This window comes from Pelagerythrobacter marinus, assembly GCF_009827515.1.
In the GTDB taxonomy this organism is placed as follows: domain Bacteria; phylum Pseudomonadota; class Alphaproteobacteria; order Sphingomonadales; family Sphingomonadaceae; genus Pelagerythrobacter; species Pelagerythrobacter marinus.
This window is the reverse complement of record NZ_WTYO01000001.1, coordinates 532253-553872: the sequence shown is the minus strand read 5'-3', so window position 1 is coordinate 553872 and position 21620 is coordinate 532253. Positions and strand designations below refer to the sequence as shown.

The window sequence follows — 21620 nt, the reverse complement described above, 5'->3', positions numbered from 1 at the left end:
CTAGCCGGCCAGCAGACCCTTCACCGCCAGCAGGATCAGCCCGCCGCCCATGATCGCGGCGGCGAGGAAGATCGCGCGCCAGGGCACCCAGCCGACGCCGTCGATCCGCGCGCGCTTCTGCCGCCGCACTTCGGCCAGCGTCGCGACCAGCGCCAGCGCGATGAAGCCCAGCCCCCATAGGCCGACGATCTCGGCCTCGCTGGCGAATGTCAGGAATCTGTGCAGCTCGCTCATCGCGGCGCCATATGGGACGGAGGGCCGGGCCGTGCAATCGCAGCGACGAACGCGGAACGGCGCCTGCGCGGGGCCGTTTCTATCGGCAATCCAACCGATACCCGAAAGGAACCGCAAATGGCCCGCAAGATACTGATCGCGTTCGGCATCGCCACGATGTCGCTGGCCGCGACCGCCTGCAACACCGTCAAGGGCGTGGGGCAGGACATCGAATCAGTCGGCGAAGCCGGCGACGACGCGATCTGATCCACCTTGCGCGACCGGCGCCCCGAGTGCCGGTCGCGCGCCCTCCGGCCTGATTGCAGGGGAAATCAGCCCCCGCGGTACACGAGCGCCAGGTTGTCGGCAGGCGTTTCGTCGTCCTCGACCAGGACCCGCACCGCGCGCCGGACAGGCCCGACAGACGCCCCCTCTCTCGGTGATGCGGCCATGTTGACGCCAAGCATCGCCTCAAGCGCACGACTTTCTCTGAAGACCCCACATGAATGGCTTCATGACGTCCGCTCTTCGGGTTCGCAGGGAAAAGCCTGATCGTCCGATTTTTTGGGGGCAAGCGGACGTTCTCTCACTCATCCCGATAAGTGTTTGTGTAATTCAGGTTAACTGACCAGCGGGTCACCAAACCGATGATCACCGGCAGCATCAGCACATGAATAAACATGTCCGGAAAGCCGAGGGTGAAGTGCGAGACGCCAAACAACATGAGCGATAATACCCCAGTCACGACCCCAATCAGATTGGGGCGGATAGGTTTGTCATCCTTCGGGCTGTCGGAGGGTTCGCTATGTTCGGACATCGCAGACTCTGGCACAGGGTTCTAACGTCCGCAACCGGGTCGCTAGCGGACGGGCAGGTTTCAAGCGGAAGAATGTGCAAGGATGTCATTCCGTGCAAGATCTGGCTCAAAGGCCGTTGGCTGAGTTCCTTCTGTAGACGAGCGTGAGATTGTTCACCGGCATCTCGTAACGATTAGCCCGCTCATAATCGAACTCGGCAGCCACGCTATCGACGTCAGCGACCTTACGGAGGCCCCAAGCAGGATTGCGGTCTTTCAGGGAGCGGTCGAACGCCAGGTTGGATGGCGCAGTTTCGACATCATCCTCCAAGTACGGGCCGTAGAGAATGATTGGCGCTTGCCCGGCCAGGAATTTCGCGCATCCCCTGAACAGCCCAACCGTCGCTTCCCATTCGCCGATGTGGACCATGTTGATGCACAGCAGTGCGTCGGCGCGGGTCACCGGCCAGGCATTGGGCTTGCGCGCGTCGAGGGGCAGCGGCGGGCGCAGGTTCGCGGGGCCTTGCTCGTCCCGCCAGGCGGCGATCGAGGCGAGCGCATCGGGGTCGGGATCGCTCGGCTGCCATGCCAGGCCGGGGAACCGCTCGGCGAAGAACAGCGCGTGTTCGCCCGAGCCGCTGGCGATCTCCAGCACCGTTCCGCTTTCGGGCAGTTCCTGCGCCAGCACGTCTGCGATCGGCCCGCTGTTGCGCGCGGCGGCCGGGGCATGGCGCTTCATTGCCAGCGCCCCGAGGCCCGCGCCCGCCGCTCGCGAATCGCGAGCCAGGCGAACAGGCCCAGCGGCCCGGCGAGGAACGTCGCCGCCAGGACCGGCGCCTGCGCCAGGCGCGAGAAGCGCTTCGCATCGGCATCGCGCGCGATCCACAGGCCGACGAAGAGGTCGAAGGCGAGGTAATGTATCCAGCCGAGGACCAGCGCCGCGTCGGAGGCGAAGAGCGCCCGGATCGATTGCAGCGACCATCCGTCCAGCGCGGCGAGGTCCGGCCCGCCCCCGGCGAGCCCGGTCGCCAGCAGGACGAGCAGCACGGCATAGACCGCCGAGAGCAGCCCGGTGCCGAGGTAGAGCACCGCCGCCAGCGCGACCGGGCGGCGCGGGAGGAAGATCAGCAGGATCCAGCCCGCGAGGGCCAGCAGGTTGGCGGCGGCGAAAAGGGCGGTCCACATCGTGCCTTCTCCTCAGGCCGGCAGGGGTTGCGGCAATTCGCGCGCGGCCCGGCGAATCGCGTCGTTGTCGTGCCGGAACCGGCCGCCGGCGCGCCGCATGGCGAGGGCCAGCGCGGCCTCGGCCACCGTGCGCGCGGGGATCGAGCGATAGCCGCGCCAGCTGCCGTGCAGCAGCAGGTCGGTCACCGGGCTCAGCGCGATGCCGATCCGTTCGGCCCGCCGCCGGTCGCCGTCGCGCGCGCCGCGCAGCAGGCCCGGGCGCAGGAGGTCGAGGCGACGGAAGCCGACCTTGGCAAGGTCGCGCTCCATCTCCGCCTTCACCCGCAGGTAGAACGCCCTGGCCGCCAGCGAGGCCCCGGCGGAGCTGATCGCGACCATCCGCTCGACCCCGTGCTCGCGCGCCGCGCGGGCGGTCTCGAGCACGAGATCGCGGTCCACCGCGCGAAAGGCGTCCTCGTCCTCGCCCGCCTTGCGCCACGTGGTCCCGAGCGCGCAGATCAGCGCCGACGGGCGGACCGCCTCCAGCACTTCGCCCCAGCGGCCCGGCTCGGCCACGAACATCTCCATCCGCGCCCCGCGCGGAAGCGGCACCTCGCGCCGTGCCAGCCCGGTCAGGCGAACGTCCTCGCGCCCGACCGACAACGCGATCGCCTCGCGGCCGACCAGCCCGGTGGCGCCGACCAGCGCGATCCGCAGCGGGTCAGACATTGCTCAGCCCTTCCGGCCGCCGGCCGTGGATGCGCGCGTACTGGTCGATCGCGAACCGGTCGGTCATCCCGGCGATGAAGTCGGCGATGTGGCGCGCCCTTTCCGGTTGCTCCGCCGGCAGCGAGCGGCGCCAGTCAGCGGGCAGGAGCGTCTCGTCCGTGGCATAGGCGCGGTAGAGCGCGGCGACGACATCGCGCGCCCGCTCCGCCGTGGCGATCTGTTCGCGGTGGTAATAGAGCCGGTCGTACATGAACTTCTTCAGCCGCCGCTCGCGCGCGGCCATCGCGGGGGAGAACGTCGCCAGCGCGCGCCCTGCCGCGCGCACGTCCCCGGCCGAGGCGAGCGGCGCCGTCGCGCGCCGCGCCTGGGCGATAACATCGTTGACCATCAGACCGATCTGCACCCTCACCAGTTCGCGCAACTGGCGTTCGCGGGGCGCGCGGGGGAAGCGTTTTTCGACCTCGCGCCACTGGTCTGCGACGAAATCCAGCGTCAGCAGGTCGTCGAGCGAGAGGAAGCCCGCGCGCAGGCCGTCGTCGATGTCGTGGTTGTCGTAGGCGATATCGTCGGCCACCGCCGCGACTTGCGCCTCGAGCGAGGAATGCTCGCCCAGCGCGAGGGGGAAATCGCGGTCCAGCCCGGCCAGGGCCCAGCCCGGGTCTTCGACCGGGCCGTTGTGCTTGGCCAGCCCTTCGAGCAGTTCCCAGGTCAGGTTCAGGCCCGGGTGATCGCAATAGGGGCTTTCCAGCCGCATCAGGACGCGCAGGCCCTGGGCATTGTGGTCGAACCCCCCGGCATCGGCGGTCGCATGCTGCAGGGCATCCTCCCCCGCGTGGCCGAACGGCGGGTGGCCGATGTCGTGGGCAAGGCACAGCGCCTCGGTCAGGTCCTCGTCGAGGCCCAGCGCGCGGGCGATGACCCGGCCGATCTGTGCGACCTCCAGGCTGTGGGTCAGGCGGGTGCGGTAATGGTCGCCGTCGGGCGCGATGAAGACCTGGGTCTTCGAACGCAGGCGCCTGAAGGCGATCGAATGGATGATCCGGTCGCGGTCGCGCTGGAACTCGCTGCGCGGCCCGCGGGCCCCGGCGCGGTCTTCGGGGAATTCGCGGCCGCGCGATCGTGCGGGGTCGGCGGCAAGGGGCGAGCGATCCATGCCCGGGCGACTAGGTCAGCCCCGTCGCCGCGACAACCGGAACAATCGGGCAACACCGGCGGGCCGGCGCGCGATCAGGCCCCGTCGACGATCCAGTCCACCGCCGCCTCGCAATGGATGCGCGCCGAATCGAAGATCGGCAGGACGTTGGCATCGACATCGACGATCATCTCCAGCTCGGTGCAGGCGAGCACGATCGCCTGCGCGCCGTCCTGTTCCTTGCGCGTGATCATCGTCTTCAGCGCGCGCTGCGAATCGCGCGTCGCGCGGCCCAGCATCAGTTCCTGGTAGATGATCCGGTCGAGCGCCTCGACGTTGTTCATGTCGGGCGGCAGGAGGTCCACCCCGTGGGCGACGAGCCGCCGGCGGTAGAAATTCTCGGTCATCACGTTGCGCGTGCCGAACAGGGCGGCGCTGTCCACCCCGTCGGCCTTCATCCGCCGGCCGACGCATTCGGCGATATGCAGGATCGGCACGTCGACTTGCGCGGCCACGTCGTCGTAGACCTTGTGCATCGAATTGGCCGCGATCACGATCGCCCCGGCGCCGGCCGCTTCCAGCCGGCGGGCCGATTCCCCCAGGACCTGCGCCGCGCGGGCCCAGTCGTCGGCTTCGTGCAGGCCGTAGAGCTGGGCAAAGTCGAGGCTCTCGATCAGCAGGGGCGCGCTCGCCATCGGCTGCGTGCGGCGCTGCACCAGGCGGTTGATCCACTCGTAATAGATCCGGGTCGAAACCCAGCTCATCCCGCCGATAAGCCCCAGCTTGCGCAAAGTTCGTCCTTCCCCGATCTGCAAGAGGGGGCTGCCTTAGCGAAACCGCCGCCTGCGCGTCCAGCCGGGGGCGGACGCCATCCCCACCGCCGCGCGGGGCCACGGGGCGCGATCCGAAATCACGGCCCGATCACCGGCCGATCACGGCTCCATCGCGGCAATCCAGCGTTCGACCGCGCGCACCCCCTCGGGATCGACCGTCGCCTTGCCCAGTTCGGGCATGGCCACGCCCGGTTCGGCGCTCGCCATGCGGTGCAGCAGGATCGATTCGCGCGGCTTCCCCGGCACGACGGCGAACAGAAGCCCGGCCGAACCGCGCCCGGCGGCGACCGGCCGCTTCATCACGCCCAGCGCGCGCGGATCGCGCTGCTCCCAGCGCAGGTCCAGCCCCGAGTTGGAGGCCATCGCCCCCGGCCGGTGGCAATGGGCGCAGTTGACGTCGAGATAGGCGCGCGCCGCGAGTGTGACCTGCGCCCCGCCCGTGGCATCGGCCGCCCCTTCCCAGCGCGGCAGCGCGTCGGCCCCGTCCGGCACGCGGTCGATCATGCCCCGCGCGGCGATCGCGGCCAGCCATTCCTGCGCCAGGTTGCGCGCCTTCGGCCCGATCGGGACGACCGCGCCGTCGAGGCCGTGGCATTCCTTGCACTGGTTCTTGTTCGGGACGCGGTAGCTGATCGCCTCCCCCCGCGGGGTTACGAGGTCGATCCGCGCCCCGGCCAGCGCGAGGCGGGCCTCGGTCTGCGCCTCGTTCCACAAGTAGGGCAAGGCCAGCCAGCCGTCCGCGCGGTGGAGCAGGACGCGCGTTTCGATCAGCCGCCGCCCGGCCCCCTCGCCGAAGGCGAAAGTCTTGATCAGCGCGGCCCCGACCGGGATCTCGGGCAGGCCGTCGCCCGCGGCGGCGAGGTGCGTGCCTTCGGGCAGGTAGAGGAACCGCAGCTTCTCCGCCCCGTCGGAATAGAGCGGGGTGTTGAGCCGGTAGGGGACGACCCGCGCGGCGGGCACCTGCCCCGGCGCATCGGCGAAGAAGCCGAAGGCGGCGAGCGTGCGCGGAATGCCCTGCTGCACGGCGGCATCGTTCACCCGCGGGGGCTCGGCCGCGGCGGCGGCGGCAGGCCCTGCGCCCGGATGAAATGCCACGGCAGCGGCCAGCGCGAGCGCGCCGGCGGCCAGGACATGCGCGGGCCGGATCACCGGATCCGCGCCTCCAGCTCGGCGCCCGCGCCCCAGTTCTCGGTCGAGATCGCCGGCCCCGGCTCGGGAGCCTCCAGCGGCCCGGGCCGGGCCCCGGCCATGCCTTCGCCCTGCGCGGGAAGATTGAGCGACCAGCCGGGCAGGTCGGGATGGACCCACAGCGTCGCCCGCTCCTCGCCTGCGGAGAGGCCGTCCCACATCACCGGGGGCAGCGCCCCGCCGAAGGCGGCGAGCAGGCTTTCGGCCCCTTCGATCTGCGGATCGGTGCCGCCTTCGTCGACCATGTTCCGATCGATCGTGACGTCGCGCGGGTAAGGGTTGTAGTCCGGGTCGTCGAAGGCCATCGGATAGGCGATGACCATGATCGGCGCGGTCGGGTTGTCGTAGAGAAGGTTCTGGCCGACCCACACGTTCTCGTTCGCCATCACCATGATCCCGGTGCCGCGCGGGACGCTGGCGACGATATTGCCTTCCGGCGCGAAATTGGCAGTCGTGTTCGACGCGACGAGATTGTGGCGCACCAGCACGTTGCCCCCGCCCATCACCGGCAGATCGGGCAGGTCGAACACCAGGATGCCGCCGGTATTGCGGCTGACGAAATTGCGTTCGACGATGGCGTTGCGGCTGTTCTCTATCTCGATCCCCGCGACATTGTCGGTCGCGACCGAGTTGCGCACGGTGATCCGGCTCGACTGCCCGACGTAGATGCCCGCGTCCGACGCGCCGGAAACCTCGCTGCCGTAGACCAGGATATTGGTGCTTTCGACCGGGTAGATGCCATAGGCGCCGTTGCTGGCCCTGGGCCCCGCGGTCCATGTCACCCGGATCGCGTGATAGACGATATCGTCGGCGCCCTTGGACTTGATCCCGTCGCCTTTCGGGTTCTCGACCGCGAAATCGCGCAGGGTCACCCCGTCGGACGTGACGAGCAGGCCCTCGCCCGATCCCTGCTGCCCGCTGAAGTCGAGCACGCTCGCTTCCATCCCCGCGCCGCGCAAGGTGACGTTGTCGACATCGAGCGAGAGGCCGTCGGTCAGCGCGAAGCGACCGGCGGCGAGCACGATCTCGTCCCCCGGCTCGGCCAGGATCAGCGCTTCCTGCAGCCGCTCCTGCGCGCCTTCGCCCGGCGCGACGGTGATGGTCTCGGCCCAGGCGGGCACCGCGGCGGATGCCAGCGCGGCGGCCCCGCGCGCTTGCGGCCGGTCGCCCTCAGTCGAGTGCTTTCACGATCTCCTCGACCATCTTCTTCGCATCGGACAGCAGCATCATCGTCTGGTCCATGTAGAAGACGTCGTTATCGACCCCGGCATAACCGACGCCGCCCATCGAGCGCTTGATGAAGAAGACCTGCTTGGCCTTGTCCACATCGAACACGGGCATGCCGTAGATGGGCGACGACTTGTCGGTCTTGGCCGCCGGGTTGACCACGTCGTTCGCGCCGATGATGAACGCGACGTCGGCCTGGGCGAACTCCGAATTGATGTCCTCCAGCTCGAAGACCTTGTCGTAGTCTACGCTCGCCTCGGCCAGCAGCACGTTCATGTGCCCGGGCATGCGGCCGGCGACCGGGTGGATGGCGAATTTCACCTCGACACCCTTTTCCTCCAGGATGTCGGTCATCTCGCGCAGCGCGTGCTGGGCCTGGGCCACCGCCATGCCGTAACCGGGGATGATGATGACCTTGTCCGCCTGTTCGAGCATGAAGGCCGCGTCGTCGGCGCTGCCCTGCTTGTAGGGGCGCTGCTCCTTCGCCTCGCCCCCCGCGGCGGCATCGTCCGCGCCGAAACCGCCGGCGATGACCGAGAGGAAGCTGCGGTTCATCGCGCGGCACATGATGTAGCTGAGGATCGCGCCCGACGAGCCGACCAGCGCGCCGGTGATGATCATCGCCGTGTTGCCGAGCGTGAAGCCCATCGCCGCCGCCGCCCAGCCGGAATAGGAATTCAGCATCGACACCACGACCGGCATGTCCGCCCCGCCGATCGGGATGATCAGCAGGAAGCCGATGACGAAGGCGAGCACGGTCAGCGCGACGATCAGCGGCAGTGTCTCCGCCGGGCCGGTGGTCATGGCGAAAAGCGCGGTGAGCACGATGATCGCCGCCAGCGTGCCGAGGTTGATGACATGGCGCGCGGGCAGGAGGATCGGCGAACCGCTCATGCGGCCCGAGAGCTTGGCGAAGGCGATGACCGAGCCGGAGAAGGTGATCGCGCCGATCGCGATGCCGAGGCCCATCTCGACCTTGGAAACCGCGCCAATCCCGCCGTCCGCGGTCAGGAGGCCGAAGGCGCCGGGATTGAGATAGGCCGCCCAGCCCACCAGCACCGCGGCAAGGCCGACGAGGCTGTGGAAGGCAGCGACCAGCTCGGGCATCGCGGTCATCGCGATACGCCGGGCGATCAGGAAGCCGATCAGTCCGCCGATGGCGATGGCAATGGCGATCTCGACGAGATTGGCGACGTCGTGCGTCACCAGCGTCGTCACCACCGCGATCAGCATCCCGGCCATGCCGAAGCGATTGCCGCGGCGGCTGGTCGAGGGTGACGACAGGCCGCGCAGCGCGAGGATGAAGAACACGCCGGCCACGAGATAGGCGAGCGCGACCCACGGGTTCACCGGCTCACCGGTGGCGGCATGCGCAGGGGTAGCGAACAGGGCGACTGCGAGGACGGAGACGAAGCGACCCATCACTTCTTCTCCTTCTTCTTGTACATCGCGAGCATCCGCTCGGTCACCGCGAAACCGCCGAAGATGTTGACGCTGGCGAGCACCACGCCCGCCAGCCCGAGCCACTTGGCCGCCGGGCTGCCGGCTTCCGCCGCAGCGATCAGCGCGCCGACGATAATCACCGAGGAGATCGCATTGGTCACCGCCATCAGCGGCGTGTGCAGCGCGGGCGTGACCGACCAGACCACGTAATAGCCGACGAAACACGCCAGCACGAAGATCGACAGGATCGAAATGAAGTCCATGAAGGGCCCCTCCCCGGGCCGGAATTACGCGCTGCCCAACCTCTCGTTCACGATCCTGCCGCCCTGCGTCAGGCGCACGGCATTGCCGATCTCCTCGTCGAGCACGGGCTTGCCCGCTTCCTTGTCCCAGAAGGCGGACAGGAAGTTGTAGTGGTTGCGGGCGAACAGGGCCGAGGCATCGGCAGCAAGATGGCCCGCGGTGTTCGAATAGCCGACGATCTTCACGCCGTGCCTCTCCACCACGTCATCCGCCGCCGCGCCCTCGACATTGCCCCCCTGGGCCACCGCCAGATCGAAGATCACGCTGCCCGCCTTCATGCTGGCGATCTGTTCGTCCGAGATCAGCCGCGGCGCGGGCCGGCCCGGGATCAGCGCGGTGGTTATGACGATATCCTGCTTGGCGATATGGCCCGAAACCAGCTCGGCCTGCGCGGCCTTGTATTCCTCGCTCATCTCGGTCGCGTAGCCGCCCGATCCCTCGCCCTCGATCCCGGCGACGTTCTCGACGAAGATCGGCTTGGCGCCGAGCGAGAGGATCTGCTCTTTCGTCGCCGACCGGACATCGGTCGCCGAAACCTGCGCGCCCAGCCGCTTGGCGGTGGCGATCGCCTGCAGCCCGGCGACGCCCACGCCCATCACGAAGACCTTGGCCGCCTGCACCGTGCCGGCGGCGGTCATCATCATCGGGAAGGCGCGGCCATAGACGTTCGCCGCCGCCAGCACCGCCTTGTAGCCGGCAAGGTTCGACTGGCTGGAAAGCACGTCCATGCTCTGCGCGCGCGTGATGCGCGGCATGAATTCCATCGACAGCGCCTCGAACCCGGCATCGGCATAGGCCTGGACCCGGTCGCCCCGGGCGAAGGGATCGAACAGCGCGGCGACCATGGCCCCCGGCCGGGCGCCGGCCAGCGCCATGACGTCGGGCGCCTGGATGCCGAGGACGATGTCCGCCTCCTCCACCGCCTGCGGGCCGGGCACGACGTCGGCCCCGGCTTCGCGATAGGCGGCATCGGTGATCGACGCGGCAGCGCCCGCGCCTTCCTCCACCGCGACGCCGGCGCCGAGCGCCAGGAACTTCTTGACCGTTTCGGGCGTGGCGGCGACCCGGGTTTCCCCCGGGGCCCGCTCTTTCAGGACCGCGATCCGCAAGGCGCCGGCGGCGGTCAGCTGGCGATCAGGAGGACGATCAGCAGCACGATGGCCGCGACGATCGGCACCGACCACTTGAGAAGGCTGATGAAGCCGCCATACGTCTCGTTGGCTGCCTTCATGTCGTTACCCGAAGCCATTGATGTCGTTTCCCCTGGATAGAACTGTCGGGCAGCGGTCTATCGCGCGCCGCGCCCGGCTTCAAGTGCGGCGCATTCGTTGGCACGCGGCACAACAGCCTTAATCGGACCTTTACCCCCGCGCCCTAGAGCGAAGACCTGTACCGCAACGGGACGGTTTGGGGACCAATGGCCGAAAGCGAATCGCGCCTCTTGATGCTGATCGACGACGAACCGGCCCAGAGCCGGCTCATCACCGCGCTCGCCGCGCGCGAAGGGTGGCGCACGCTGGTGGTGAACGATTCGGAAACCGCGATCGCCACGCTCGGCACCCGCCAGGGCATGCAGCTGGCCGCGATCATCCTCGACCAGTGGGTGCCGGGCGACGATGCCTGCAGCCTGATCGAGGAGCTGAAGAGCCGCCGCCCCGCCCTGCCCGTGCTGATGCTGACGACCAGTTCCAGCCCGCTGCTGGCGGTCGAGGCCATGCGCGCGGGCGCCACCGACTACCTGGTCAAGCCGGTCGCGCCCGACCGCCTGATGCAGGCCCTGCGCAGCGCGACCAGGCACGAGGCCCCGCGCGACGAGCTGCAGCCGCTGACCGAGAAGATGCCGACCTCGCTCGATTTCGACGCGATGATCGGCACCGCGCCATCGTTCCGCACCGCGCTCGCCCGCGCGGCCAAGGCCGCGCGCGGGCACGGCCACGTGCTGATCGAGGGGGAAAGCGGCACCGGCAAGGAAATGCTGATCCGCGCGATGCACGCGGCCAGCCCGCGGGCCAAGGCCCCGATCCGCTCGATCAACATCGGCGGGGTCCCGGCCAGTTCGATCGAATCGATCCTGTTCGGCCACGAACAGAATGCCTTTCCCGGCGCGTTCGAGCGCCAGGTGGGCGCATTGCAGCATTGCGACGGGGGCACGCTGGTGCTGGACGAGATCGACCGGCTCGACCCGGCGATCCAGGGCAAGCTGGCCGAGTGCCTCGAACAGGGCATCGTCCGCCCGATCGGCGCGCGCCACGGCTTCCGCGTCGACGTGCGCCTGATCAGCGCCAGCAACCTGCCGCTGGCCGACCTGGTCGCGACCGGCCATTTCGAACAACGCCTGCTGGAAGCGGTTTCGGCCACCACGATCGTCCTGCCCCCGCTGCGCGAACGGCAGGGCGACGTTCCCGCGCTGACCCGGCATTTCCTCGCCCGCATCGGCGAACAGCCGGGCCTGCGCCACCACGCGATTTCCGACGCCGCGCTGCAATTGCTGGCCGCGTTCGACTGGCCGGGCAACGTGCGCCAGCTGCAATCGGTGCTGTTCCGCGCCGCCGTCTATTGCGACGGCGAAACGCTGACGACAGAGAATTTCCCGCAGCTGGTGGAAATGGTCGGCGAACCCGACGATCCGCCCGCCGCGGTCAACGAGGGGGCCGGCGTCATGCTCTATACCGACGACGGCAACTTGCGCGCGCTGGAGGATATCGAAGCCGACGTGATCCGTCTCGCCATCGGCCACTATCGCGGCCGCATGACCGAAGTCGCCCGGCGGCTCGGGATCGGCCGCTCGACCCTCTATCGCAAGCTCAGCGATCTCGGCATCGACAACGCCGCCTGACGGCGCGCCGCCGGGCACCCGAACGCTCCCCTCAGGGCATCTTTCCCGCAAGGCACGCGCCCCCGAAAAGGCATGGCGCCCGGCCGCCGGGCCGCCTAAGCCGTCCGGCATGACCGCATCGTTCGACTTTTCCGGCCGGGCCGCCCTCGTCACCGGGGCCGCATCGGGCATTGGCGCGGCGACCTGCCGCTGGCTCGACGCGCAGGGGATCGCGCGCCTCGTGCTCGTCGATCGCGACCGCGCGGCGCTCGACCGGCTGGCGCTGTCGTGCGACTGCCGGCGCGTGGTCGGCGACGTCGCCGATCCCGCGCTGTGGGACGGGCTGGACGGAATGGGCCCGCTCGATCATGCGGTCGTCAATGCCGGGATCGCCTCGGGCGCGCCGATCGCGGAATGCGATTTCGCCGAGTGGCGGCGCGTCATGGCGGTCAACCTCGACGGGGCGTTCCTCGCCCTGCGCGCGGCGATGCGGGCCATCCCCGGCGCGGGCAGCGTGGTCGTGACCGCCTCCATCAGCGGGGTGAAGGCCGAACCGGGCACCGCCGCCTACGGCGCATCGAAAGCGGCGCTGATCCAGCTGGCCAAAGTCGCGGCGAAAGAAGGCGCGCCGCAGGGGCTGCGCGTCAATGCGGTGGCACCGGGCGGAGTCGATACCCCGATCTGGGACCAGGCCCCCTTCTTCCAGGATCTCGTGCGCGAACACGGCGGCGACCGCGCGGCGGCGCTGAAGGCGATGGCCGAAATGGCGACCCCGCTCGGCCGCTATGCCGCGGCGGAGGAAATCGCCGGCCAGGTCGGCTTCCTCCTGTCCGACGCGGCCGCTTCCACCACCGGCGCCGTGCTGGTGACCGACGGCGGCTATTCGCTCTAGCGTGATTCTCTTTGGGGCGGCACCGGCCCGCACCCCCACCCGGCCACCCCCTTTGGGGCGGCACCGGCCCGCACCCCCGCCCGGCCACCCCCTTTGGGGCGGCACCGGCCCGCACCCCCGCCCGGCCACCCATAGAATACCCTGTCGTTGGGTGGCCGGGCGGGGGTGCGGGCTGGTGCCGCTTCAACAAACTGCCCGTCGACAGGCGCGCGCGGGCAGGCCATAGGCACACCCGATGAACAAGCTCGACCAGATCTGCGCCGTCAAGCGCGAGGAAGTGGCCGCCCGCCGGGCGCGCGCCACGTTCGACGATCTCGACCGCGCCGCCGCCGCGGGCACGCCCCCGCGCGGGTTCGCCCGCGCCCTGGCCGAAAAGGCGCATCGCGGCTTCGCCCTGATCGCGGAAATCAAGAAAGCATCGCCGTCCAAGGGATTGATCCGGCCCGATTTTCGCCCGGCCGAACATGCCCTGGCCTACCAGGCCGGGGGCGCGGCCTGCCTTTCGGTCCTGACCGACGCCCCCCATTTCCAGGGGCACGAGGATTACCTGGTGGACGCGCGCGCCGCCTGCGACCTGCCGGTACTGCGCAAGGATTTCATGGTCGATCCCTGGCAAGTGGCCGAAGCGCGCGCGATCGGCGCCGACGCGATCCTGGTGATCGTCGCCGCGCTGGACGATGGCGCCATGGCGGAGATCGAGGCGGCCGCGCTCGAACGCGGGATGGACGTGCTGGTCGAAGTCCACGACGAGGCGGAGATGGAGCGCGCCGCGCGGCTGCGCTCGCGCCTGATCGGGGTCAACAACCGCGACCTGCGGACCTTCGAAACCGATCTCGCCACGACCGAGCGGCTCGCCCCGCGGGCGCCCGAAGGGGCGCTGCTGGTGGGGGAAAGCGGGATCGCCACCCACGCCGATTGCCGGCGGCTGGCCGCAGCCGGGGTGCGCGCCTTCCTGGTCGGCGAGAGCCTGATGCGCCAGGACGACGTCGAACGCGCGACGCGCAGCCTGCTCGAAGGCTGAACTTTCCTACACCGGCCGCATCTGGCAAGACCTGCGGCCGATGGCCCTGCCCGCCCCCTCCTCGCCCCCGCGCCTCGCATGCCGCGCGCCCCGCCGCGCCCCCGGCGCCGGCCGCTTCGCGCGCGCCATCGGCGGGGCGGCTGCGGGGGCCGATGCAGCGGCCCCTTTTTTGCTCCAGGACAGTGTAACACGCGGTCCATGTCCAACAGGAAAGCGGGGGCCCCTATGGCCGGGCTGACCCATCTCGATGCAAGTGGCGCGGCCCGCATGGTCGATGTCGGCGGCAAGGCCGAAACCACGCGCTCGGCCACGGCGCGCGGACGAATCGCCATGCGCCCGGAAACGCTCGCCGCGATCCGCGACGGCGACCTGCCGAAAGGCGACGTGCTCGCCGCCGCGCGCATCGCCGGGATCATGGCGGCGAAGAAGACCGGCGACCTGATCCCGCTGTGCCACCCGCTCGCGCTCGACGCGGTGACGATCGACTTCGCGTTCCGCGACGATGGGCTGGACGTCACCGCCCGGGCCTCGCTGACCGGGCGAACCGGCGTGGAAATGGAAGCGTTGACAGCGGCTTGCACCGCGCTCCTCACGATCTACGACATGGCCAAGGCGGTGCAGAAGGACATGACGATCGAACACGTGCGCCTGATCGAGAAGACCGGCGGCAAGTCCGGCGACTGGCGCTACGACGACCGGGCGCGGGGATGAGCGGCCCGGCCCCGTCGCCGATACCGCTGGAAGAGGCCTGGGCCCGCCTGCTCGAAAGCGTCCGGCCGCTGCCGGCGGAAACGCTGCCGGTCGCCGATGCGCTCGGCCGCCATCTCGCCGCGCCGCTGACGGCCGCGGCCACGCGCCCGGCGGCGGACCTCTCGGCGATGGACGGCTATGCCCTGTCGGGCCCGGGGCCCTGGGCCCTGGCCGGCGAAAGCCGCTGCGGCGCGCCGTTCGGCGGCACGCTGTCGGCCGGGCAGGCGGTGCGGATCTCCACCGGCGCCGCCATGCCGGCAGGTGCCGACCGGGTTCTGGTGCAGGAAGAGGCGCTGCGCAACGGCGACCGCCTCTCGCTGGCCGCCGAACCGCCCGAAGCCGGCGCGAACGTGCGCCGGCGCGGGATCGACTTCGAGCGGGGCGACAGGCTGCTGCCCGCCGGCAGCCGGCTGGGTGCGCGGCAGGTCGCGCTCGCGCTGTCGGCCGGGATCGCGCGGGTCGCGGTCCACCACGCGCCGCGCGTGGCGATCCTCGACTGCGGCGACGAGCTGGTCGACGGCTCGGTTCCGGCGAGCAACGGCGCGATGCTCGCGGCGATGGCGGCCGGCCTGCCCTGCACCGTGCGCCGGATCGGGCCGGTCGCCGACGATGCCGGCGCGCTCGGCGCGGCGCTTGCCGCCTGCGCGGACTGCGACCTCGTCCTGACCAGCGGGGGCGCCTCGGTCGGCGACCACGACCTCGTGCGCCCGGCGCTCGAAGCCTGGGGCGCGCGGATCGCCTTCTGGCGCGTGGCGATCCGGCCGGGCAAGCCGCTGCTCGTCGCCCGGCGCGAAGACACCCTCGTCCTCGGCCTGCCGGGCAACCCGGTCTCCGCCTTCGTGACCGGGTTCCTGTTCGCCCTGCCGGCGCTGCGCGCCATGCTCGGCGCGCCCGATCCGCTGCCGCGGGCGGTGCCCGTGCCCGCGGGGGCGGACCTGCCGCCCGGCGGCGCGCGGGGGGAGTTCACGCGCGCCGTGCTGCGCGAAGGCCGGGCCGACCCGATCCGCCAGCGCGACAGCAGCCTGCTCGCCCAGCTCGCCCGCGCCGATGCGCTGATCTGGCACCCGCCGCACTGCGCCGGGACGAAAGGGGGAACGGATGTTCCGGTCTATCGCCTCGAAAACGGCGCAATTGCTTGACTTGCCAAGCCGGGTTGCCTAATTGTTCCGCATTCGTTCGCAACCGCGCACGATCGTGTCAGGCGACCAGGGAGATTTCGCCATGCTGACGGCAAAGCAGCACGAGCTGATCCGTTTCATCCAGCAAAGGCTGGAGGAAACCGGGATATCGCCTTCGTTCGAGGAAATGAAGGAAGCGCTCGATCTCAAGAGCAAGTCGGGCGTTCACCGCCTGATTTCCGCGCTCGAGGAACGCGGCTTCATCCGTCGCCTGCCCAACCGCGCCCGCGCGCTGGAGGTTCTGCGCCAGCCGGAGGATTCGACCCCTGCCGCGCGCGGCGCGAAGGCCGGCGGGGCCGCGGCCGACAATGTAGTGGACCTGCAAGGGGCCGCCGCCGCCCGCGCGGAAAAGGCCGTGCCCGAGCCGGCGAACGACGTGATCGAGATTCCGCTCCACGGCCGGATCGCCGCGGGCGCGCCGATCGAGGCGCTCGAAGGACAGAACAGCCTGCCCGTCCCCGCCGCCCTGCTCGGCCCGGGAGAACACTACGCGCTGGAGGTTTCGGGCGATTCGATGATCGAGGCGGGGATCTTCGACGGCGATTTCGCGCTCGTGCGCCGCACCGATGTCGCGCGCGACGGGGAAATCGTGGTCGCCCTGGTGCGGAACGAGGAAGCGACGCTGAAGTACCTGCGGCGCGAAAACGGCATGGTCCGGCTCGATCCGGCCAACGGCGCCTACGATCCGCAGGTCTACCGGCCGGACGAAGTCCAGGTCCAGGGCAAGCTCTCGGGCCTCCTGCGCCGCTATCACTGATCGCCCGGGCGGGTCGCCGGGGCATCCATCCGCACCGGCCCTGGCCGAAGGACAGCTGTCGTGTCGGCCCTGGCCGGAGGACAGCTATCTTGCCGGCCCTGGCCGGAGGACAGCTATCTTGCCGGCCCTGGCCGGCGGGCAGGCGATCAGTCGCCGAAGCCCCGCCACCAGCCGTGCTGCCCCTGGCCCTGCGCGACCGTGACGACGCGGGGCCGGTCGAGGTGGAGCGCCAGCCCGCCGGTCTGCCGCAAGAGGCGGCGGTCTGCCTTGAGCCAGCGCGGGCGGCAACTGCGCGGCAGGAAGCGATCGGCCACGACCACGTCGGCCTGCGCGCAAGCCCGGGCCAGCGCGCCTTCTTCCACCAGCACCGCGCTGCGCGCCATCAGCAGCGTCCAGCGGCGACTGTCGCGCCTGATGGTGAGGACGCAGAAGTCGCGGCTGCACCGCGCGCCCGGCCACTGCGCGAGCGGGACCGGCTCCCCCTCGATACCGGCGAGTTCGAGCAGGTTGTCGCGCGCATAGGCGCTGCGGCTGTCGCGCAGGACCAGCAGACGCTCGCCTTCCCCGGCGATCCCGACATGCCGCCCGTCGGCCGAAACGAGGACATCGGGCGGCGGGGTCGCCGCCAGCAGGAGGACAGTCGCCATGATCGCCGGGACCAGCCCGAACAGCCGCGCCCGGCCCCGCCACAGCGCCAGCCACAGCCCCCCGGCAACGAACAGCGCCATCGTGCCCGCCCCCATCTGCGGCGCCAGCTTGACCGCCCCGGGGCGCTCGGCGGTGAAATGGGCGATGGCAAGCAGGAGGTCGAGCGACTTGCCCGCCATCCACCAGGCCGGCGCACCGGCGCCCACGACGTCGAGCGCGAGGGCGAGCGCGATCAGCGGCATCGAGGCGAAAGTGACGAGCGGGATCGCCACCATGTTCGCCAGCGCGCCGTAGACCCCGGCGCGATGGAAATGGAACAGCACGATCGGCATCAGCGCGATCTCGATCACCAGGCCGGTCGCCAGCAGCATGGCCGCGCGGCGGGCGAACCAGGCGATCCACCCCTCCTCGCGCGGGGCGAGGAAGGCCTTTACCGGCGCGCTGGTGTGCAGGGCGACGATCGCAAGGACGGCGGCGAAGCTCATCTGGAAGCTCGGCCCGACCAGCGCCTCGGGCCAGAGCAGGAGGACGCAGATCGCGGCCACGGCCACCATCCTGAGCGAGAGCGGCTCGCGCCCCAGCGCCAGCGCGACCAGCACCAGCAGCGCGCCGATGCAGCTGCGCACGGTCGGGACCTGCGCCCCGGTCAGCAGGGTATAGGCCACGCCCGCCCCGGCCGCGAGCGCCGCGGCGACGATCGGCAGGCGAACCCGCAGCGCGAGCCAGGGCCAGAGCGCGAGGAGCCTGATCGCGAGCACGTAGGCCGCCGCGATCACCGCGCTGACGTGGAGCCCGCTGATCGCCAGCAGGTGGGTCAGCCCGGCATCGCGCATCGCCGCCTCGTCGGCCTGGGCGATCGCTCCGCGGTCCCCGCTGGCGAAAGCTGCCGCGATCGTCCCCGGCGATCCGGGCAGGCTGGCACGCACGTGCGCGGCGAGACGGCGCTGCAGCGCCGCCAGCGAGCCGCCCGCCTCGGCCGGCGCGACGACGTCCACCTCCCCGATCAGCGACCCGGTCGCGGCAAGGCCCTGGAACCAAGCCGCGCGGGCGAAGTCGTATCCCCCCGGCAGCATCGGCGGGGCCGGCGGCATCAGCCGCGCGCGCAGCCGCACCACCGCCCCTTCGCCCAGGCCCGGCGCGTCGCGGGCCAGCGGCACGTTCACCCGCACCTTGCGCGCCTGCCCCGTATCGCCCTCGCGATAGGCGAGCACGAGACGCAAGCGCCCTTCGGCCGGCTGCTCGATCCGGTCGAGCACGCGCGCCTCGATCCGTTCGACCCGCGGCCGCTCGATCGGCTCCGCACCGACCGTGGCGGAACGTACCCAGACCACGACGAGCCCGGCGAGGACCATGATCGAAAGCGAGGTGACGGCGAGCCGCAGCCCCGCCCTGTCCTCGCGGCCGCGCCAGGCCGCGGCGGCCCCCAGCGCCGCCATGGCCGCGGCCGCCATCGCCGCGAGCCACTCCGCCGGCCCATCGAGCACGAACCAGGCGCCGATCCCGGCCGCGAAGGCCACCGCGAGCCATGGCCCGCGGTCCACCCCGGCAGCGGCCAGAAAGGCCTCTGCCCGCGCGGCGAGCTTGCCCGGGGCACTGGACAAACGGGCTGCGCTGCGCCAATTGCGCTGCACCGCAACATCGGGCCGCTCGGGCCCGCCCCCCAGCGGAACTTCGGGCACCCCCGTCGCCATGCCCATCATAGGAAAGGAACAGCTCGGATATGGCAAGCAATAGCGGACAGGTCGTTACCCGCTTTGCCCCCTCGCCGACCGGGTTCCTGCACATCGGCGGGGCCCGCACGGCCCTGTTCAACTGGCTCTATGCCCGCCACCACGGGGGCAAGGCGCTGCTGCGGATCGAGGATACCGATCGCAAGCGGTCCACGCCCGAGGCGATCGACGCGATCCTCGACGGGCTGGCCTGGCTGGGGCTCGACTGGGACGAGGACGTCGTGTTCCAGTCCGAACGCGGCGCGCGCCATGTCGAAGTCGCCGAACAGCTGCTCGCGGGCGGCCATGCCTACAAGTGCTATGCCACGCCGGAGGAGCTGGAGGAGATGCGCGCCGCCCAGCGCGCGGCGAAGCAGCCGCTGCGCTACGACGGGCGCTGGCGCGACCGCGACCCGGCCGATGCGCCGACCGGCGCGCCCTACGTGGTCCGCCTGAAGACCCCGCAGGAAGGGGAAACGGCAATCGAGGACCGGGTCCAGGGCCGCGTGACCGTGCGCAATGCCGAACTGGACGATTACGTCCTGCTGCGCGCCGACGGCAGCCCGACCTACATGCTCGCGGTCGTGGTGGACGACCATGACATGGGCGTCACCCATGTCATCCGCGGCGACGATCACCTCAACAACGCCTTCCGCCAGCTCCCGATCTACCGCGCGATGGGCTGGGCGGAGCCGGCATATGCCCATATCCCGCTGATCCACGGCAGCGACGGGGCCAAGCTGTCGAAGCGCCATGGCGCGCTGGGGGCGGAAACCTATCGCGACGAGTTCGGCATCCTGCCGGAGGCGCTGTTCAACTATCTCCTGCGCCTGGGCTGGGGCCACGGCGACCGGGAAGAGATCGACCGGGACGAGGCGATCGCGCTGTTCGACCTCGACGGCGTGGGCAAGAGCCCGTCGCGCTTCGATCTCAAGAAGCTGCAGAACCTCAACGGCCATTACATCCGCGCGGCCGACGACGCGCGCCTGGCGCGGCTGGTCGCGGGGCGGATCGACCTGCCGACCGACGAGGCCCTGCTGACGCAGGCCATGCCGGTGCTCAAGACGCGCGCGCGCGACCTCGACGAACTGGCCGAAGGGGCGGCCTTCCTGTTCAAGACCCGGCCCCTCGCCATGACCGAGAAGGCGCAATCGCTGCTGAACGACGATGCCCGCGCAATTTTGCACCAGGTGAGCACCCGGCTGCGGGCCGAAAATGACTGGACAATCGAGGCTCTCGAAGCCACTACCAAGTCACTCGCCGAAGAACTCTCACTGGGTCTCGGCAAGCTCGCGCAGCCCATGCGCGCGGCGCTGACGGGGACGACGACGTCGCCCGGAATTTTCGATGTGCTGGTCCTGCTCGGACGGGAAGAGGCTCTCGCGCGGCTGGACGCGCAAGCCGCTCCGGCAGCTGAACGATAAGCCGGCAGCCGAACGACAAGATAGCGAGAAGGAGAACGAATTTGGCGGACAAGCAGGCGAAACTCGATTTCGGGGGCAACAGTTACGAGTTCCCGGTCCTCGAGGGCAGCGTCGGACCCGACGTGATCGACATCCGCAAGCTCTACGGCAGCACCGGCGCGTTCACGTTCGATCCCGGCTACAAGTCCACCGCCAGTTGCGAAAGCGCGCTGACCTATATCGACGGGGAGGAAGGTGTCCTGCTCCATCGCGGCTACCCGATCGGGCAGCTGGCCGAACAGTCGAGCTTCATGGAAGTCGCCTACCTGCTGCTCAACGGCGAACTGCCGACGCAGCAGGAACTGGACGATTTCGACTACACGATCACGCGCCACACGATGCTGCACGAGCAGTTGATGACGTTCTATCGCGGCTTCCGGCGCGACGCGCATCCGATGGCGATCATGTGCGGCGTGGTCGGCGCGCTGTCGGCGTTCTACCATGACAGCACCGACATTTCCGATCCGGAGCACCGGAAGATTTCCAGCCATCGCCTGATCGCGAAGATGCCGACGATCGCGGCCATGGCCTACAAGTATTCGATCGGGCAGCCGTTCCTCTATCCCGACAACTCGCTCAGCTACACCGGCAACTTCCTGCGCATGACGTTCGGCGTGCCGGCAGAGGAGTACGAGATCCACCCCGCCATCGAACGGGCGATGGACCGCATCTTCATCCTCCATGCCGACCACGAGCAGAACGCCTCGACCTCGACCGTGCGCCTGGCCGGTTCGTCGGGCGCCAATCCCTTTGCCTGCATCGCCGCGGGCATCGCCTGCCTGTGGGGCCCGGCGCACGGCGGCGCCAACGAGGCCGCGCTCAACATGCTGCAGGAAATCGGGACGCCCGATCGCATCCCGCACTATATCGAGCGCGCGAAGGACAAGAACGACCCGTTCCGCCTGATGGGCTTCGGCCACCGCGTCTACAAGAACTACGATCCGCGCGCGACCGTGATGCAGCAGACGCTGCGCGAGGTGTTCGAGGCGCTGAACGTCGACGACCCGGTGTTCGAGACCGCGCTGAAGCTCGAAGAGCACGCGCTCAACGACGATTACTTCAAGGAAAAGAAGCTTTTCCCGAACGTCGATTTCTACTCGGGCATCATCCTCAACGCGATCGGCTTCCCGACCACGATGTTCACCGCGCTCTTCGCCCTCGCCCGCACGGTCGGCTGGGTCGCGCAGTGGAACGAGATGATTTCCGATCCCGGCCAGGTCATCGGCCGTCCGCGCCAGCTCTACACCGGCCCGACCGAGCGCGACTACGTCCCGATGGACAAGCGCTGAGGCAAGGTTGGCCCCGGGTCGCCGGCATCGCGCTGATGCGCGCCGGCGGCCTGCGGGCGCCTTGGGAAAG

General features: G+C 70.1%; 23 protein-coding genes. 9 read left to right on the top strand and 14 right to left on the bottom strand.

Features of this window, described 5'->3' with window-relative positions:
* Positions 1–234 (bottom strand): hypothetical protein, encoded by a 234-nt coding sequence (locus GRI72_RS02570; protein ID WP_160732346.1) that lies wholly within the window; start codon positions 232–234, stop codon positions 1–3.
* Positions 235–351: 117 nt separating this feature from the next.
* Here GRI72_RS02570 and GRI72_RS02565 point away from each other — a divergent pair, with 117 nt between their 5' ends.
* The gene (locus GRI72_RS02565) at positions 352–480 is read left to right on the top strand and encodes an entericidin A/B family lipoprotein (RefSeq protein ID WP_160732345.1); all 129 of its coding nucleotides are present in this window, start codon (positions 352–354) and stop codon (positions 478–480) included.
* Between the two features lie 319 nt (positions 481–799).
* Here the strand turns inward: GRI72_RS02565 and GRI72_RS02560 are convergent, their stop codons facing one another.
* The 12 genes from GRI72_RS02560 to GRI72_RS02505 form a co-directional block, all read right to left on the bottom strand.
* Complete coding sequence (locus GRI72_RS02560) at positions 800–1030, bottom strand: hypothetical protein (protein ID WP_160732344.1); 231 nt, start codon at positions 1028–1030, stop codon at positions 800–802.
* A gap of 106 nt (positions 1031–1136) precedes the next feature.
* Positions 1137–1748 carry a DUF938 domain-containing protein gene (locus GRI72_RS02555; protein WP_160732343.1) on the bottom strand — a complete coding sequence of 204 codons (612 nt, stop codon included), beginning with the start codon at positions 1746–1748 and terminating at the stop codon, positions 1137–1139.
* Positions 1745–2194, bottom strand: a complete 450-nt coding sequence (locus GRI72_RS02550; RefSeq protein WP_160732342.1) for an abscisic acid-deficient protein Aba4 family protein — start codon at positions 2192–2194, stop codon at positions 1745–1747. The genes GRI72_RS02555 and GRI72_RS02550 overlap by 4 nt, the downstream gene beginning before the upstream one ends.
* Positions 2195–2206: 12 nt before the next feature.
* Positions 2207–2902, bottom strand: a complete 696-nt coding sequence (locus GRI72_RS02545) for an NAD(P)H-binding protein (protein WP_160732341.1) — start codon at positions 2900–2902, stop codon at positions 2207–2209.
* A complete protein-coding gene (locus GRI72_RS02540; RefSeq protein ID WP_160732340.1) occupies positions 2895–4055 on the bottom strand; it encodes a deoxyguanosinetriphosphate triphosphohydrolase in 1161 nt (386 codons plus the stop codon). Before GRI72_RS02540 ends, GRI72_RS02545 begins: the two co-directional genes overlap by 8 nt.
* Positions 4056–4129: 74 nt before the next feature.
* Positions 4130–4825 (bottom strand): aspartate/glutamate racemase family protein, encoded by a 696-nt coding sequence (locus tag GRI72_RS02535; protein WP_160732339.1) that lies wholly within the window; start codon positions 4823–4825, stop codon positions 4130–4132.
* 141 nt (positions 4826–4966) lie between these two features.
* On the bottom strand, positions 4967–6016 hold the full coding sequence (locus GRI72_RS02530) for an SO2930 family diheme c-type cytochrome (RefSeq protein ID WP_160732338.1): 1050 nt from the start codon (positions 6014–6016) through the stop codon (positions 4967–4969).
* Positions 6013–7176, bottom strand: coding sequence for a parallel beta-helix domain-containing protein (locus GRI72_RS02525; protein ID WP_337191116.1), 1164 nt, complete (start codon positions 7174–7176; stop codon positions 6013–6015). The genes GRI72_RS02530 and GRI72_RS02525 overlap by 4 nt, the downstream gene beginning before the upstream one ends.
* Positions 7177–7225: 49 nt before the next feature.
* Positions 7226–8704: an NAD(P)(+) transhydrogenase (Re/Si-specific) subunit beta gene (locus tag GRI72_RS02520; protein ID WP_237486690.1), complete on the bottom strand. Its 1479-nt coding sequence runs from the start codon at positions 8702–8704 to the stop codon at positions 7226–7228.
* A complete protein-coding gene (locus tag GRI72_RS02515) occupies positions 8704–8988 on the bottom strand; it encodes an NAD(P) transhydrogenase subunit alpha part 2 (RefSeq protein WP_047806364.1) in 285 nt (94 codons plus the stop codon). The genes GRI72_RS02520 and GRI72_RS02515 overlap by 1 nt, the downstream gene beginning before the upstream one ends.
* A gap of 24 nt (positions 8989–9012) precedes the next feature.
* Positions 9013–10137 carry an NAD(P) transhydrogenase subunit alpha gene (locus GRI72_RS02510; RefSeq protein ID WP_160732337.1) on the bottom strand — a complete coding sequence of 375 codons (1125 nt, stop codon included), beginning with the start codon at positions 10135–10137 and terminating at the stop codon, positions 9013–9015.
* A 14-nt stretch (positions 10138–10151) separates the two neighbouring features.
* A complete protein-coding gene (locus GRI72_RS02505; protein ID WP_160732336.1) occupies positions 10152–10277 on the bottom strand; it encodes an aa3-type cytochrome c oxidase subunit IV in 126 nt (41 codons plus the stop codon).
* 168 nt (positions 10278–10445) lie between these two features.
* On the opposite strand from GRI72_RS02505, the gene GRI72_RS02500 reads away from it, so the two are divergent.
* The 6 genes from GRI72_RS02500 to lexA all read left to right on the top strand — a co-directional run bounded on the left by GRI72_RS02500 (position 10446) and on the right by lexA (position 16441).
* Entirely contained in the window at positions 10446–11864 is a 1419-nt protein-coding gene (locus GRI72_RS02500) for a sigma-54-dependent transcriptional regulator (protein ID WP_160732335.1), read from the top strand.
* 109 nt (positions 11865–11973) lie between these two features.
* On the top strand, positions 11974–12735 hold the full coding sequence (locus tag GRI72_RS02495; RefSeq protein WP_160732334.1) for an SDR family NAD(P)-dependent oxidoreductase: 762 nt from the start codon (positions 11974–11976) through the stop codon (positions 12733–12735).
* A gap of 235 nt (positions 12736–12970) precedes the next feature.
* A complete protein-coding gene (trpC, locus tag GRI72_RS02490) occupies positions 12971–13756 on the top strand; it encodes an indole-3-glycerol phosphate synthase TrpC (protein ID WP_160732333.1) in 786 nt (261 codons plus the stop codon).
* A 225-nt stretch (positions 13757–13981) separates the two neighbouring features.
* Positions 13982–14467, top strand: coding sequence for a cyclic pyranopterin monophosphate synthase MoaC (moaC, locus tag GRI72_RS02485; protein ID WP_160732332.1), 486 nt, complete (start codon positions 13982–13984; stop codon positions 14465–14467).
* A complete protein-coding gene (locus GRI72_RS02480) occupies positions 14464–15645 on the top strand; it encodes a molybdopterin molybdotransferase MoeA (RefSeq protein WP_160732331.1) in 1182 nt (393 codons plus the stop codon). Before moaC ends, GRI72_RS02480 begins: the two co-directional genes overlap by 4 nt.
* 82 nt (positions 15646–15727) lie before the next feature.
* Positions 15728–16441, top strand: coding sequence for a transcriptional repressor LexA (gene lexA / locus GRI72_RS02475; protein WP_160732330.1), 714 nt, complete (start codon positions 15728–15730; stop codon positions 16439–16441).
* Between the two features lie 146 nt (positions 16442–16587).
* Here the strand turns inward: lexA and GRI72_RS02470 are convergent, their stop codons facing one another.
* On the bottom strand, positions 16588–18780 hold the full coding sequence (locus GRI72_RS02470; protein WP_160732329.1) for a ComEC/Rec2 family competence protein: 2193 nt from the start codon (positions 18778–18780) through the stop codon (positions 16588–16590).
* 29 nt (positions 18781–18809) lie between these two features.
* On the opposite strand from GRI72_RS02470, the gene gltX reads away from it, so the two are divergent.
* Complete coding sequence (gene gltX, locus GRI72_RS02465; protein WP_160732328.1) at positions 18810–20222, top strand: glutamate--tRNA ligase; 1413 nt, start codon at positions 18810–18812, stop codon at positions 20220–20222.
* Between the two features lie 41 nt (positions 20223–20263).
* Complete coding sequence (locus tag GRI72_RS02460) at positions 20264–21550, top strand: citrate synthase (RefSeq protein WP_160732327.1); 1287 nt, start codon at positions 20264–20266, stop codon at positions 21548–21550.
* Positions 21551–21620: the final 70 nt, after the last annotated feature.